Origin of the sequence: Streptococcus chenjunshii (genome assembly GCF_003086355.1) — a bacterium.
Classification (GTDB): domain Bacteria; phylum Bacillota; class Bacilli; order Lactobacillales; family Streptococcaceae; genus Streptococcus; species Streptococcus chenjunshii.
On record NZ_CP031733.1, the window covers coordinates 2,141,973 to 2,155,592 of the forward strand.

Sequence of the window (13,620 nt, forward strand, 5' to 3'; positions counted from 1 at the left end):
GCACCACCCCCTTTCTAGGTTTTTTTAGGCACAAAAAAAGCACCTAAACGGTGCTTAGGGTTATTTAACTTTTCCATGTAAAAGTCTTATCATCATAATCAAGACTAAATGTGTAAGACTTTGATATTACATCATCTTCACCGAAGACAGCCGTAAACACTCCCTTGCTGTAGGTACCTACAAAATCAGACTCACACACTTCTTCATCACCGTGCACTCCGTCAACCGTTCCTTTATCAAGTTCAATGCGTTTGAATTTAATATCATCACCATCAGCATTTTTCAACGTCATTTCCGGTCCGTACAGCAAAGGGCTCTTTGCTATTTCGCTTGAGTCCATTTCCACGTCAACCCTTACTTCGCCGGAGTCGTACTCTACCGCTAAAACTTTTACGTAAAAATGCGGTTCAAGCTCTTGTTTTTTCCCAATATCAGAGCAACCAGCCAAAAACACTGTAAATCCCAGTAAACATAAAATCCAACAAAACTTTTTCATTTCTTTTGCCTCCTAAAACAATTATAGCTCTAAAAATCCCAATCAGCAATAGCCTCCAAAAAGTCTGCTGCGTTTCCTTCCGCGATTAGCTCACGCTTATACAGTGCAGAGACTAAAGCATGGAACCCGTCTGTCTTGCGTCTAACCGGCTCTTTCTTGAGATATCGCTTGTTTCCGTTACCGTCCTCTTTAACAAACGTGTTATCTGTGTACCATAACATCATCTTGTCTTCAAAAAATACAAAGCGTTCATTCGCGAAGGCGTCCTCAATAATTGGTGCAACCTTAGACTGTATAGCGCCGGGATTACGCAAAAACTCATACTCAAAACCAGCGTCATCTAGTAGCGGTTTGAGCAAGTCCATTCTAAAACCATCAGCGCAGACAATTTCAATCTGGTACATCTCCCGCCACTCAATCAACTTATTAACTAAATGCCGGGGGTCTATGCTTGGCTCATTAACAATCGTCAACAGCCCCTGTTCCTCCCAGTCGCTGAGTGGTGCTTTTGGCCTAAAATCACGGATAAAATCTTGACGGACAAAACTGTGCTGCTTCCAGATAAACTCATCGCCATTCTTAAAGAGCAATCCTACACTGGCAAAATCTCGTATGCTGGCATAGTCAAATCCAGCGACACAAGACCGACCTGCCAAATCTATTTCAGGCTGCCTCAATGTTGCCAGCAGTTTTTCACGAGTCGTGACATCTTTTTCCAAGTCTGCTTCTGGCAAGTTCATGCGCTTTGTCATAAACTCTTGCCGCCCGCTAGGGTTAAGCTCCAGCTTATCATAATCCTTTTTGACTTGCGAAAAAAGCCGTTTGGCATAAGGCGTATCCTCGTCTAACATCGGATTTGCTTTAGGCCAGTTGCTGATATCGTCTACCTCGTCAGGCTCGTCTAGTTTGCAAATAAAAGGAAACAATTTAAAATCATCAACTTCACCTTTTAAAATCTGCATGGACTCTTCTACGAGTTTATCATAAAAACCACCGCGCACATATCCATTTGTCCCGTTGTAAAACGTGCGCGGGTGTGCAACCTTACCAAGTCCAGACCGCTGGACATCAACCGCTTTAGTATCTTCAAATTGGTGTATCTCGTCAAATTCCAAGCAGCCATCTCGGGCGGAGTCCATGGTTTTAGGATTATTAGTCCTAAAAGCAAAAACCGAGTTATTAGCCCGGCCTGTGATGCTCATTTTGGTTAAATAATAATGACTTTCAAGACCCTTTGCCTGTATCGTTTCATAAACTTCCTCAAAAGATACCTTTCCTTGCTTTTCGGAATTAGCAGTAATTGTAACATCGTAATTCTTTATCGGATAAAGCGGACTAATAAAAAACGCGCCCCGCGTTGACATAAAACCGTTCTTGCCACCACCACGCGCTAGGGTGATGAGGTATTCGTCGAAAAAAACTTCTCCTGTTTCTTTGTGAAACAAAAAAATAAAGGGCGTGATAAACTTTTGATATTTTGCTAGCGGAAAAAAGTTCTTTTCTGCAAATCTGACATAGTTATCTATCAGTTCTTCATCAAAATAAATATCATCACGAGACAGCACTTTTTCTCTCAACACATCAATCAACATTAAGCGTTCTTTGTTAACCTTAATTTCTCCAGTTTCAATCAGCTTAATGTAATCTTCAAAATAAGGGTGTGTTATCAAATCAAATCACTTCCGCTGTCATCAATTTTTGTTTCAACTTTAAAATCAAACGATCGTTCAAGTGCCAGAATTTGTGTGTTAATTTTGCCTTTCTCTTGCAAAGCAGGGTTGGTTTTTAAAAAGCGCTGACTGCCATTTACCGTTAAAACCAGCGGGCCTTCTGATTGGATATATTCATCAAGCTCATAAAAGAGCTCTACCAAATTCAAATACCGCTCAACCTTTTCAAGCTGTACTTGGCTTGATTGGTCTATCTTAGATAGCAGTTCTTTTTTCAACTTTCTTTGGGTAAACTTCATTCCTCTCCCCCCTTCACGTAAAAATTAAGCAAATATCTGTGCAATCGACCCCGTCCACCGGTACCCAAAAGCCTTTAACGACGCGGTTTTTCGAGACCGGGGGGATTGATTGCCAAAAAGTTATCCACAGAGTTATCCACAGGACTGTAAAGCGTGTCAACCGAACCACTCGTCCTCACGATAGGTCTTAGGTTCTTTCTCTTTCGTCCGCTTAAACTGGAACCGCTCATGCCTCATGTTGTGATGATACTTGCATAATGTCCTGAGATTTTCTAGCTCTAGCGCTTTGTCTGGGTGGTGCTCCAGCTCTGCGACGTGGTCCACCTCGAGTGCTGATGCTGTCACTCGTCCCTCACGCTTACACCACAAGCACTCGTAATGGTCGCGCTCCAACGCTCTTTGCCTAAGCCGCTTCCAAGCAGTGGATTGATAGAATTGATGGCGGCTTTCTGCGGTTGATGTATCAATGTGTATACTCTCACTCACTAGCTCCGCCCTCCTGCTTAATCTAAATATGATAAGTATTTTACTTAAACCTTTGCATCAATCCTATCCCTTAAGAAACCCCCAAAGGTCGATAGAGCTTTGGGGGTTATGCTTTCCGCCTCACTTACTATTGCCATGCTTAAGCAAGTATAGTATAATAAGGATAAGTATGATTTGTTCCACGCTATCACCTCCTTTCGCTCAGCTTAACCACGCTTGCGTGGTATGCTGTAAAGCGAAGGAGTGATGGCTGGAACTGTCACAAATCATTGTGGCGGAAAGCGTAAGAACTTACTTGCGCTTTTTTTGTTGCCAAATTTTAAAAACGTTTTTTAAAAGACAATTTTAAAAGGCGCGTGATTAAATAGTCCGGCAGGAATTGAACCTGCTTTCCTCCGGATGGAAAGAAACCTTTTCCAAACTACCTCGTGCTCTTCCAGCGCTAGAAAGGCCACTCACGCTGTATGTGCTTACCCTGATTGCACATGTTTTTTTGAAAAGAGCGCTTGGCCAATCTGCGTCACCTTTTCGCCCTTGTTTTTACGTACTCTTACTGCAGATTAGATATACGCCAGGGAATATGTGTTTGAGGCCCTGAACCCCATCTCCAGACTAAAGTCTAGCGTTTTACCTCTTACTTTAAACTAAAACACACAAAAAAAGTCAGCGGTTAAGCTGACTATAGATAATCAATGCGTAGAACAAAACAAAGAACAAAAAAAATAAAGAAAGACGAGGTCACACCATCAATTATCTATGTTACTATCTTACTACTTATCAAGCGTTAAAAAGTCCGCTTTTAGTCCGGAAAAAGTCCGCTTTTAGTCCGGTTTTGTCACGAGCAAAACCCCACTTCGATATAATTCAGCAAAAGCAAGCAGCGCATTATCGAGCATCTCATAATATTGCGTACGCTCGTAGCCTAACTCGGTATAGATTTGATAGTCTTTTTTTGGATAAGCGGCTAAATACTTATCAAACAATATACGCCTATGCATCGGCTCAAACAGTCCAGTGATAGATTGCCTAATAGCTAGCAGCTCACTCTCAGCATCCACTTTTCTGATTGCCAGCTGCTCTACTGGCTGGCTAGGTTTTGAGTGTCCGCCTTTTGGCTCAAATGTAAAGACTTGCGTTACCTTTTGCTCACCAACGTCATTTGCAATCCCTTCGCCAGCGTGGGTACTCTCTTAACTTGCGTTTGGCGTTAGCTTTAGTCTTACTGATGTTAATCTCAGGAAAAAACACGCTATCTATGCACTCGCTCAATATAGATCACCTCGCTATATATTTTGCTTTCAGCCAACAGCCACGCTTGATAATTCTTTGCTTCCGTCTCCGTTTCAAATTCAACGCTTTGCACTTCATGCCTCGGCCGGCCGAACTCCTGTTTAAATACTTTTACAATCCACATATTCACTCACTCTCTCCACCCGTTATAGATTTCAATGCACGGAATTTCGCTGTTTTCTGGGGATTTGCTAATGATTAAATTATAGCCGGTTTTCTCTTTGATTTTTAAAAGCTCTTCTAAGCTGTTGACTTCAATAAAACGGCCTTCTTCCATCCCTATTTCATGGCTTGTTTCCTTTTTCGTGACTGGGTATTTTCCAGTTAGGACGTCATTAAGATAGTAATCAACATTCCCTATCGTTGTTGTAATCATAAATTTCATTTTTCATTCTCCTTCCATTTTTTACTTTCGGCGGTTCTGGCAGCGGTGCCCAAAAGAGCCCATTCCCACCGTCTGGCTCGTTTTCTAGTCCTGCATTTTGGCTGTCAGCATAAACCCATGTATCTATCCAAACATCAATGCCGTTACTAACCAAAACCCGCTCATCTTCTTCCGGTACTGGTCCGTTCCAAACCCAATCACTGCCAAAAAATTCACGTTCTTCAGCGTCTGCCTCTCGCAGCCTTAATTCAGTCCACATTGTCCGCCTCCTACTTTTTCGTCAAATACAAATTAATAAACATTATAACGATTAAAACAATTACTGCTGTATCATTCATCTTCTTCCACCTCCAATAATTCCGGATTATCAAATTTATTTCCGACTATTTCCGCCCGCCAACAGTCTTTTAAATCTTTAGCGTACTCGTCAGTGCCTGCTATCCACGCCCCCCAAATCTCGTTGTACCAAACAACTCGGTGCCCGTAACCGTCTCGCAGTATATCTCCCTCAAAGACTTCATTTCCGTTTGCTAAAAAATCTGTTGACATGCAGATAGTCTCTTTGGCGACCGCGCACCATTTATCAATAGTTATGTACTCGTCTGTAGCCTCAAACACTCCGCCGAGTATATAAAATGTTCCATCATCACCTTCAATAGGTGTGCCATATATCCACTCGCCATTGTTTTCTTTTGCAATTGATTTTGCTTTAAATTTCGGTATCATCTTTTACCTCCTCACTCCTTAATGTCAAACCCGCCCGGACCTACTCCGGTACGTCCATAGTATTTTCTGCACGACAAAACACGCCAGCCTTTCTTGTTTTTTAACAACGTCACAAACTCTTTTGTCTGCTCATCATCAAAGACATACATCAAGCTTCCGCCGTATATCCCGTGCGACTGCTTAACTGCGTCTTTGTGCCCTGCGCCTTCTAGCGCGCTTTGGTAAGTTTTATAAAATTTAGTTGTATTTTTCATCATTTTTTCTTTTTCAAACCACGCCGCCATAGCCGGGGTCACGGCGGGTAACAAAGGAATCTAAGCAGGAGCTCTGCTTTATCAGAAAATCACCTTTCTTTATTTATTCCCCCGGCCATACTCAAGACAGGACTTGCACCTACCTAGAGCTAATGCTTGAGCCAATACTTACAATGCTTTGATGCACAAAGTCCCTGTGCCCGCTCTGAAAATAATTTTCGGCTGGCTGAACCTTAATGTCATGCTTACGAACGATCCGTTTAACTGTCTCAATGTCCACGTCAAGCTTATTCGCTATCTGCTCTCTAGTCAGTCCTTGTGCTGCAAGCTTTTTGACTTTTTCGATATCGGTAGGAACCCATTTAGCTATTCCCAGAGTTGTAATTTTGTGTTCAATTGCCTGCAGCGATTTGCCTAATTGCTGCGCTATTTCTTTGTTGGTAAGCTTACCGTGATAGTTTATTAATTCCTGCAGTTCTCTTTTCGTCCAACCATTCAGACGTGCGGTGTCAATTAAACCAGAGCGTCTAAGCTGATACGCTTTTTGAGTCACTGCGGAGCGTGTTCGTCCTAGGAAATCCGCTATCTTATCAAGTGTACTTTCGCCGTCTTGATAAGCTAGAATTAGGTAATCAATGTCATCTTGCGACCATTTAACCCGCTTATCTACCACTTCGGCAGTATTGACATTAAAGTACTCCCCAGACTGTACTTGTCCTAAAAAATTTCCGTCCAACTCATCAGTCATCACTCTGACTTTGATTGTGACGATATCGCCTGTTTTAATCATCGCCCTGCCCTACACTTTCCAATTTTTCAATCAGCCAATCCAAGTTTTGTCTGGCTTTTTTCAGGTCTTCCACCCCGTTCTTCGAGTGATACCGCAGCATGTACTTAATGGCATTGCCCCAATAGAAACCTTCCTCAAATTCTGGAGAGGCTCCAAAATTCTTAATGACATCTACTGCTTCTAAGCCATATCGGCCTTGATAATGTTTTGGCTTGTGGATAATGTCTTCAGTTTTCATAGTCTAACCCCAAATCTTTAAGTTCAGCTTTTAACTCTTTAATGTGTTCGTCTATCACTAATAAAATTTTAGCGGATAATTCAGGGCTGACAGTCATTTCTTTTGTTGCCCAAAACAAGCTTCTGATAACCAAATTTTTTTTGACTTTCACAGCGTTTGTGACTTCCCACTCTTTTATTTCATCAATTATTTTTGCGACTCTTTTAAAATCTCCTTTATTCATTCTTATACCTTCCTTTCAATTTTTTCAATTTTCCAATATTTGAAAGTTATCAGCAACAACTTCCATTCTTTGTTGGCTGATTTGAATTCTTCCTGTAAGTCCAATCAAATCACCTCTTTTACACCAGTTCGTCAAATTTTCGGCTGCTTGTCCCAAAATAACGCAGTTAATAAAATCAATCTCATGTCCTTCTGCACGGTTCACAGCCAAGGTAAAACTAGCTACTGCTTGCTCACTTTGAGTGTGTTCGAGTTCTGCGTCCCATGTCATGCGACCAACAAGTGTTACATTATTAATCATGTGATACTTTCCTCCTAAATAGTTATTTGTTTTTTTTATAAGGTTACCGGGTTACCGTTTTTTCGAAAAAGTAATATATTTTTTTATAAAGAATATTGATTTAATAGACTTTTTATTATATATATAAATTTTTACTACTTTTTTATAAAATACCGGTAACCGGTAACTTTTAATAAAATATATAGTTATAAACTCAATAATATCAATGGGTTACAGAGGTTACCGCAAAGTTACCGGTAAGCCCAAAAGTTACCGGTAGGAAGACAAAAGGTTACCGGTAGTTACCGGTAAAAACTCTAAAAGTTACCGGTTTAACCTACTTCAAAAATGATACTATTCTATGATTTTTCTAGTAAAACCTTTAGTCGCTTTGTTATTCTTTTTGAAAACTTTTTTCTCCCAATCCGGCAAACTATCCATCACCAGATTAATTTTCTTGGATAGTTTCTGATCATTAGAATTTTTTAGGAAGAGGTTATACATCATTTCGCGTGTAGAGACTTTCATCAACAGCTGGTTTCCGGCTTCGAAGTCTGGGGTATTATCAAAATACTTCTGAGTGTATTGATGTTGTTGCTGTGCTGACCACCGTTCCCAATTGCTCGGTACTGGCATATCCAGATACTCTAGGACTTGCTGTTCGACTTCATCGCGGTACATGAAGGCTTCACGGTAGATGCTTAATTCGTTTTCCGTTTCTTCATCAAACATCAAATCCACACCGGATTTATAGATGGTAACAGCCTCACCCCAAATTTGCTTGATGGTTTCCGGGGCAATTTGCATAGGATGTTTCTTTTGTCTTTTAGCATCGGCCAGTATTGGGAGGAAACGACGCTCACCGGTTTTATCTCTCAAATATTCTTTCTGGTTTGTAGTGCGCGCAATAACAAAGTTCTTAGCAAACTCTTCCGTTTTGGTCATATACGGTTTACGGAAACGCAAACTGGTTTTTGAGATAAAAGCTTTTGTTTCCGCAAAAGACATGCGGTTACTTGCGACCATCTCATCATCGTTAACAACTAGAGACTTCAGCATGATGTCATAATTATCTTTGTTTGAGAAGTCAGTAACAGCATCTGTGTACCACTCACCGCCTATTTTCTGAAGAAGAGAGGTTTTACCGACACCTTGACCGCCGACCAGATCTAAAACATAATCAAATTTTACATAAGGGGCATAGACTTTAGCGACGGCACCAACTAACCACATTTGGGCAATTTTCGAAATCAAGGGGTCATCTTTAGCACCTAAGTAAACTTGAAACATACGCTCAATACGCTTGTTCCCGTCCCAATTTTCAGCGGCTTCTTCCATGTATTCTTTAACGGGATTGTACGACCGTTCAGATAGAAAAGTTTCCATGCCGGCTTTAAAAGCATTATTAGAATAAGCAACACCCAGTGCATTTTCAAAGTAGACGGTAATTACGCTATTAAAATTAGCGGGCAACTCTCCTTGTTTGAAAAAAGTATTGCCAATTTTAACATCTTGCGTAAACTCATACTCCTGTGAAAAGTCATTTCGTCTGAGGTAAGCACCCAACTGTTCATCAGCTTTAAAACTCATCAGCACATTTGAAGGACTGGTGGATTTAATCGCACCATTGTCCGTCATAATCAAATTTGGTCTGCTGTCAATTTTTAGAATATCGCCAATGGTGATCACCTCCTATCTTTTTTAATCATACTTTCAACCGTTCGCACGAGTTCTTTATCCGGCAAAGGCTGCGCGCTATTGCTGTTTGCAATTTGGGCTAGAGTTAAGACATACTCATCATCAACAGCGCGTATCAGTAAGCCGCTCACAAAGCTAGCGAGTTTGTCATTGCGGCCGCCTTCATTTCCAAAACCCAAAGCGATGGTTTCAAATAAGTCTGTTGTTTTACTTTTACGCCTGCTGTAAGACCTCTGTCTGAGGTCTCGTAGGCCATCTAAACCATCATGCTTATAGCCGTGAGTTTCTTCATATTGCCGTTTTATCGCTAGGATTAAATCTTTGGAAGGCGTCACAATCGTACCGCCCTCCTTTGATTTTTCGAGGTCCCATTCATACTGCCCTTTTTCGGTTGCTGATGGAGCTACCAAAACATAATTATTTTGATGGGCTTTGATGTCCACCCCCGGTAGGAAACCAATCATCTGGCTGACGGGGGTATCTTCCCTTTTGAAGTAAAAGAGATGCTTCCCACCGCTGGCTGTTTTAGCTTGCAGGGTGGGTTCTAGCAATTTGAGATGCTGCCAATGCTTTAAAGACTCAAAACCATCATTCTTGCCGTGCCGGTCAATGTCAATCACAAAAAAGTTAGTGGTGCGCAGTGCGATGTTTGCGTTAGGCCAAGACGTCCAAATTTTCTTGATTTCGTCGGCTGTCATAGCCGGCTTATCCGCAAACTCAATCAATGGCATTTTGTTCTTAGGGTTAATAGGCACCACTGCAAAACCTAATTTTTGGTACTGCAAAGCGTACTCTTGCATTGATGGCATAAGCTAACTCCTTAGAAAGGTAAATCCGAGTCATCGATTTCAGCCGCTTTATCCGGTTGGAAACTATCTTCTTCCAAATCGTAATTTCTAAAGGAACGGCCGTCCCGGCCTTCGTTGTCTGTAATAACCAGATTATAGTACGAGCCTACAGCTTTACGCTGTAAAGCCTCTTCTAAGGCCTTTCCGTCTGTTTCATTCCCTTGTACGTTGTCACCTGCCAAAACCAAAGCTTTAATGAAGAATTTCATTGTACGTTCAACCATCCAGTTTAAGTTTTTGCCGTTCCATTCGTCGAGTGTGCCAAATGAAGCAAATTCTGACCGGCCGCTGTGATCGCCACCCCGGATTTCGAACTGATAACCGATGCTTTCCCAGCCTTTCTCTGAAATGTTAAACGTTGCCTTTTTCAAGACTACTGGGTAAGTCCCGGCCGGAATAGGTGCTGGACCGTTAGCACTGTCTTTACGTGGGTCGAAACCATCTTTTTTAATACTTTTTACAACATCTAATAAACTCATTTTTCAGTCTCCTTTTTTTTTAAAATAATCCTGCTTCTGAAGTAACTTTTTTCTTTTCTTTAGTCTTAGCGGCCTTTTCTTTCGCAGGCTCAACAGCTCCGCGGATAGTCGTTAAAATCTTAAGCACAGCCTTGTCATCGACCTGATCAGCGTAGTAAGTCTTGCGCTTGCGGTCAATCTCACGGGTGTAATGATTACCGATTTTTTCAGTTTTAATCATCAAGTCCGAGTTGCCGTTGATAAGGTTGACGTATTTATCTTTTAAACTCGGTTTGTCTTTGGTCGCATTGCCGTTATCGTCATATTCTGATACTTGCCGGCTGATGTAAATCACATTCATTGGCAAAGCCTTAAGGTCGATAACAAGCTCTGTAATAGCCTGATTAAAAAAGTCATAGCCTTTCCCATACGGAATTTCTGATAAAGATTTCAAACGTGGTTTACCCGGCGGGGTTAACTCATCACAAACTGCAATCTTAATCATTTCGATAACATCATCGATAACATCAATGACAACTGTTTCGTAGCTATGCTTTTGAGTTTGCAGCGCCAGAAGAATTTCTCCAAGCTGCTGGATAACTGAATGAATAATCCGCCCCGTGTCATTCTTGACGTTAACAAGCTGGATACTTGGGACGCTATTAGCTTCAGCATTTCCATCTGTATTTAGAACAATTGGGTTAGGAAACTCATTGGCTAGGTAAGACTTCCCGCTCATGGTTGCACCGTAAATAAAGAAGTTGCGCGGTGTGTCTTTTGGAATTTGAGGTCCGTTTTTGGGTAAAGTAAAAGTCATTTAGTCCTCCTTGAAATAAAATTCTATAACGTTAACATCATGCTGCTGCCGACTTCCTGTTATCCGCCAAAGCAACTGGCGGTAGTCGTCATACTCTCCGCTGTCCTTATTGACAGGGTCAAGCACAGCAATTGTTTTAAACTTATGCTGCAGACCGTCCACACCAACACCCAGCACTTGATTTGTTGCGACAACCACTTGCCGATCTAAACCCTCTTTTTTATCACCGGTCCATATACCGGTCTGTGGTTTGCGTTGGTGGATAATCTCAACAATCTGCTTCGATTTTGAAACAATCAGCATATCATGCGGTGCACGCTCTATCAAACCGTCCAATTCAAGCAAAAGCGGCGTATCTTTGTTTGTTGCTTTGAGCTTTGGAAAAGCCACGCTCACGCCTGTTTGTTTGAGGTAGCGCTCAAAGGTCTTGCGCCCGAAAGACTGCTTAGCCATCGCATACTTACCGTTGGCTTCAACGATGTTTAACTCGCGGAACTGTTTAAGTTTCGCAGGATTGCCAACCGGAAGCACTCTGGGATAAAAGATAATCTCATAACCATTGTTTTCAGTGGCGTTCTCGATTTCTTCGATTTCCTCCCACCTCATGAAGTTTGGCAGCCCCGATATGTAAGACTCATAATCTTTAAAATCCTGCCACTTTTCCTTTGAGTAAGCAAAGGGATCATAAACCATTTGCCCATGTGCTTTTTGCCAGTCAAATTTTCGGTTTGGGTTAGCCTTGCCAAAAATCGTTTTTTCCAACGGGTAGAAATTCTGTCCTTTTTTTCGTATTGGTGTAGCACTAAGACCTATCGTGTAATTGCGCTTTATTTTGCTATATAAGCGTGTTTGGCTATCACTTGAGTTATTCTGCCACTCATCAATAATAAGCACGTCACAGGACATTCTAGGGCTATTTTTAAGCTTGTTACGCAATGACCTGTCTGTAATCGTTAAAAAGGCTGTTTCACTATCGTATTTAAATTCAGCGATGGTTTTTTCCCAGCCCCTAAGAATAGATAAGCGATTGTTTACGATTATCACACTCTTAGCTTGCTTATGTTTACAAATTTCCAGCGCGCAGATGGTTTTCCCGCGGCCTCCAAGAGCCTCTAAGAAAATTCCATTTACTGGAAGGTCACTCCTAGTAATTGCTTCAGCTTGCCATTTTCTTAGTTGCAATTTTGCCAATATCCTGAACTACCTCCTCGATGTCATTTCTCATCGCATAAAACAGCCCTAGTCTTGCTGCCGCCCTGATATCTTGATGGTGTGACTTTTTGAATTTCCACAACCCAAGCACCTTGAGTAAAGTATTTGGGATATCTGACTGATAACCAGCATTACGCTGTAAAACACTATCTGGATAACACATCTGGATAGCTGCAACGGTTTCTAATACCGAGTTGTCTCTGGAACGATCATTATCCCGCGCAATGTATTCTTCAATCACACACACATCATATGCAAGTTCTTGTCCGATTTCAGAAAACCACCTGCGAAAGTTCCTAGCGCCGTAAGGGACTACCCAGTAATCAATCAATTTTGCATTATCCAATAAGACAATTCCTGTTGTGCTAGTGTCAATCCGATTACTGCTGGGGTCGATTGCTAAAATCTTCATAGTGTACCGACTTTCTCGCTTAGCACACCTTCGAAAAGTGCTGTATCAAACCAATTCTGCTTATTCTGCTTAGCAAATTCAAATAGTTTCTTGATTTCTTTGAGCTGATTAACAAAGGCTTTAACGTCCTCAATATCCTTGATTGCCATAATGTCATTTGTGTAAACAGCCGCATAAGCCAGCTGATATTCAGGTTCAAAGACGGCTTCTTTTTCCTCTGTATCCAAACGCTTTTCATCAACCTTAACAAAACGAATTTGAATATCAAATGGAAAGCCTTCTGTTTTCAGAACATCAATAGTGTTATTACCAACAATCACTGCTAAGTTATCTGTAATTTGTGTTTTACCAACTAATCCCATTATTTAATCACCAACTTTTCTGTCCTAATTAATTCTGCACCTCTTACCTTTTTGCCTGCTTTTAGCAAGCTTTTGATTGTTTTTTTATCCGGTGCAGTGGTTATTTTTTTAACGAAGTATTTTTTTGGGAGCAAACTCTCATCAACCTTCACAGACTCGGGATTTTTACGGATTTGAACGGTGAAAATTCCGCTTTTAATTTCTGTCTGGTTGGTCAATTTCATAGCATCAAAGATATTTTCTTGCAGCCAAGCAGCGGACTTTTTAGCCGCTTCTTTTTTAGCTTTGAACTTCTTTTCAGCCTCTTCAAACATCTTGGCTTCTGCCAGTTTATTTTCAATAACCTGAGCATAGCCTTCTACTTTTTCATTAAGACGTTCAGTCCAGTCTATGCTGTCCAGTGTGTCTTTCAGAGTATCATCATCTAAATTTAGGTCATATAAATAACGATACTCACCAACAAGGTCATACAATTTAGCCATATTTATCCTTTCGTTACCTCCCTTAATATTTCGTTCAGCTTGTCATACTCTAAATATTTGATGTAATTTTTTAACAAACCAATTTGATCGTCTCCTTCATAAGATGCATCTTCTAGAGCTTTTAAAGCTACAGCTGCTCTTTTTGAGTCATCGATAAAAGTTAACAGATTTTCTTGTAATTGTTTCACATCCATT

20 protein-coding genes and 2 pseudogenes are annotated in these 13,620 nt (G+C 41.1%); all 22 read right to left on the bottom strand.

Annotated features, from left to right (window positions below; translation table 11 throughout):
• Window positions 1-64: 64 nt before the first annotated feature.
• The 22 genes and pseudogenes from DDV21_RS10260 to DDV21_RS10365 all read right to left on the bottom strand — a co-directional run bounded on the left by DDV21_RS10260 (window position 65) and on the right by DDV21_RS10365 (window position 13,619).
• Window positions 65-496: a hypothetical protein gene (locus tag DDV21_RS10260; RefSeq protein WP_116878159.1), complete on the bottom strand. Its 432-nt coding sequence runs from the start codon at window positions 494-496 to the stop codon at window positions 65-67.
• Window positions 497-525: 29 nt separating this feature from the next.
• Window positions 526-2,166 carry a terminase TerL endonuclease subunit gene (locus tag DDV21_RS10265; protein ID WP_116878158.1) on the bottom strand — a complete coding sequence of 547 codons (1,641 nt, stop codon included), beginning with the start codon at window positions 2,164-2,166 and terminating at the stop codon, window positions 526-528.
• Entirely contained in the window at window positions 2,163-2,465 is a 303-nt protein-coding gene (locus tag DDV21_RS10270; protein ID WP_116878157.1) for a P27 family phage terminase small subunit, read from the bottom strand. The genes DDV21_RS10265 and DDV21_RS10270 overlap by 4 nt, the downstream gene beginning before the upstream one ends.
• Before the next feature lie 156 nt (window positions 2,466-2,621).
• Window positions 2,622-2,951, bottom strand: coding sequence for an HNH endonuclease (locus tag DDV21_RS10275; protein WP_374936037.1), 330 nt, complete (start codon window positions 2,949-2,951; stop codon window positions 2,622-2,624).
• 821 nt (window positions 2,952-3,772) lie between these two features.
• Window positions 3,773-4,199 (bottom strand): annotated as a pseudogene (locus DDV21_RS10280) (ArpU family phage packaging/lysis transcriptional regulator).
• 172 nt (window positions 4,200-4,371) lie between these two features.
• Complete coding sequence (locus tag DDV21_RS10285) at window positions 4,372-4,626, bottom strand: hypothetical protein (protein ID WP_116878155.1); 255 nt, start codon at window positions 4,624-4,626, stop codon at window positions 4,372-4,374.
• Window positions 4,589-4,885, bottom strand: coding sequence for a hypothetical protein (locus DDV21_RS10290; protein WP_116878154.1), 297 nt, complete (start codon window positions 4,883-4,885; stop codon window positions 4,589-4,591). The genes DDV21_RS10285 and DDV21_RS10290 overlap by 38 nt, the downstream gene beginning before the upstream one ends.
• A gap of 71 nt (window positions 4,886-4,956) precedes the next feature.
• Window positions 4,957-5,352: a YopX family protein gene (locus DDV21_RS10295; RefSeq protein WP_116878153.1), complete on the bottom strand. Its 396-nt coding sequence runs from the start codon at window positions 5,350-5,352 to the stop codon at window positions 4,957-4,959.
• An 11-nt stretch (window positions 5,353-5,363) separates the two neighbouring features.
• Window positions 5,364-5,636: a hypothetical protein gene (locus DDV21_RS10300; RefSeq protein WP_142917738.1), complete on the bottom strand. Its 273-nt coding sequence runs from the start codon at window positions 5,634-5,636 to the stop codon at window positions 5,364-5,366.
• A 109-nt stretch (window positions 5,637-5,745) separates the two neighbouring features.
• Window positions 5,746-6,396 carry an enolase-like domain-containing protein gene (locus DDV21_RS10305; protein ID WP_116878151.1) on the bottom strand — a complete coding sequence of 217 codons (651 nt, stop codon included), beginning with the start codon at window positions 6,394-6,396 and terminating at the stop codon, window positions 5,746-5,748.
• A complete protein-coding gene (locus tag DDV21_RS10310) occupies window positions 6,389-6,634 on the bottom strand; it encodes a DUF3310 domain-containing protein (RefSeq protein WP_116878150.1) in 246 nt (81 codons plus the stop codon). The genes DDV21_RS10305 and DDV21_RS10310 overlap by 8 nt, the downstream gene beginning before the upstream one ends.
• Window positions 6,624-6,857, bottom strand: coding sequence for a hypothetical protein (locus tag DDV21_RS10315; protein ID WP_116878149.1), 234 nt, complete (start codon window positions 6,855-6,857; stop codon window positions 6,624-6,626). Before DDV21_RS10315 ends, DDV21_RS10310 begins: the two co-directional genes overlap by 11 nt.
• Before the next feature lie 27 nt (window positions 6,858-6,884).
• A pseudogene (ssb, locus tag DDV21_RS10320) lies at window positions 6,885-7,157 on the bottom strand (single-stranded DNA-binding protein); the annotation flags it as partial.
• A 333-nt stretch (window positions 7,158-7,490) separates the two neighbouring features.
• Window positions 7,491-8,774 carry a VapE domain-containing protein gene (locus tag DDV21_RS10325; RefSeq protein ID WP_116878186.1) on the bottom strand — a complete coding sequence of 428 codons (1,284 nt, stop codon included), beginning with the start codon at window positions 8,772-8,774 and terminating at the stop codon, window positions 7,491-7,493.
• Window positions 8,775-8,821: 47 nt separating this feature from the next.
• A complete protein-coding gene (locus tag DDV21_RS10330; protein ID WP_116878147.1) occupies window positions 8,822-9,643 on the bottom strand; it encodes a bifunctional DNA primase/polymerase in 822 nt (273 codons plus the stop codon).
• A gap of 11 nt (window positions 9,644-9,654) precedes the next feature.
• Complete coding sequence (locus tag DDV21_RS10335) at window positions 9,655-10,161, bottom strand: hypothetical protein (RefSeq protein ID WP_116878146.1); 507 nt, start codon at window positions 10,159-10,161, stop codon at window positions 9,655-9,657.
• A 19-nt stretch (window positions 10,162-10,180) separates the two neighbouring features.
• Window positions 10,181-10,957, bottom strand: coding sequence for an AAA family ATPase (locus DDV21_RS10340; RefSeq protein WP_116878145.1), 777 nt, complete (start codon window positions 10,955-10,957; stop codon window positions 10,181-10,183).
• The gene (locus tag DDV21_RS10345) at window positions 10,958-12,148 is read right to left on the bottom strand and encodes a DEAD/DEAH box helicase family protein (RefSeq protein ID WP_374936035.1); all 1,191 of its coding nucleotides are present in this window, start codon (window positions 12,146-12,148) and stop codon (window positions 10,958-10,960) included.
• Entirely contained in the window at window positions 12,114-12,581 is a 468-nt protein-coding gene (locus DDV21_RS11965) for a hypothetical protein (RefSeq protein WP_241964676.1), read from the bottom strand. The genes DDV21_RS10345 and DDV21_RS11965 overlap by 35 nt, the downstream gene beginning before the upstream one ends.
• Window positions 12,578-12,943, bottom strand: a complete 366-nt coding sequence (locus DDV21_RS10355) for a hypothetical protein (RefSeq protein ID WP_116878143.1) — start codon at window positions 12,941-12,943, stop codon at window positions 12,578-12,580. Before DDV21_RS10355 ends, DDV21_RS11965 begins: the two co-directional genes overlap by 4 nt.
• The gene (locus DDV21_RS10360; protein ID WP_116878142.1) at window positions 12,943-13,425 is read right to left on the bottom strand and encodes a siphovirus Gp157 family protein; all 483 of its coding nucleotides are present in this window, start codon (window positions 13,423-13,425) and stop codon (window positions 12,943-12,945) included. The genes DDV21_RS10355 and DDV21_RS10360 overlap by 1 nt, the downstream gene beginning before the upstream one ends.
• 2 nt (window positions 13,426-13,427) lie before the next feature.
• Window positions 13,428-13,619, bottom strand: coding sequence for a hypothetical protein (locus DDV21_RS10365; RefSeq protein WP_116878141.1), 192 nt, complete (start codon window positions 13,617-13,619; stop codon window positions 13,428-13,430).
• Window position 13,620: the final 1 nt, after the last annotated feature.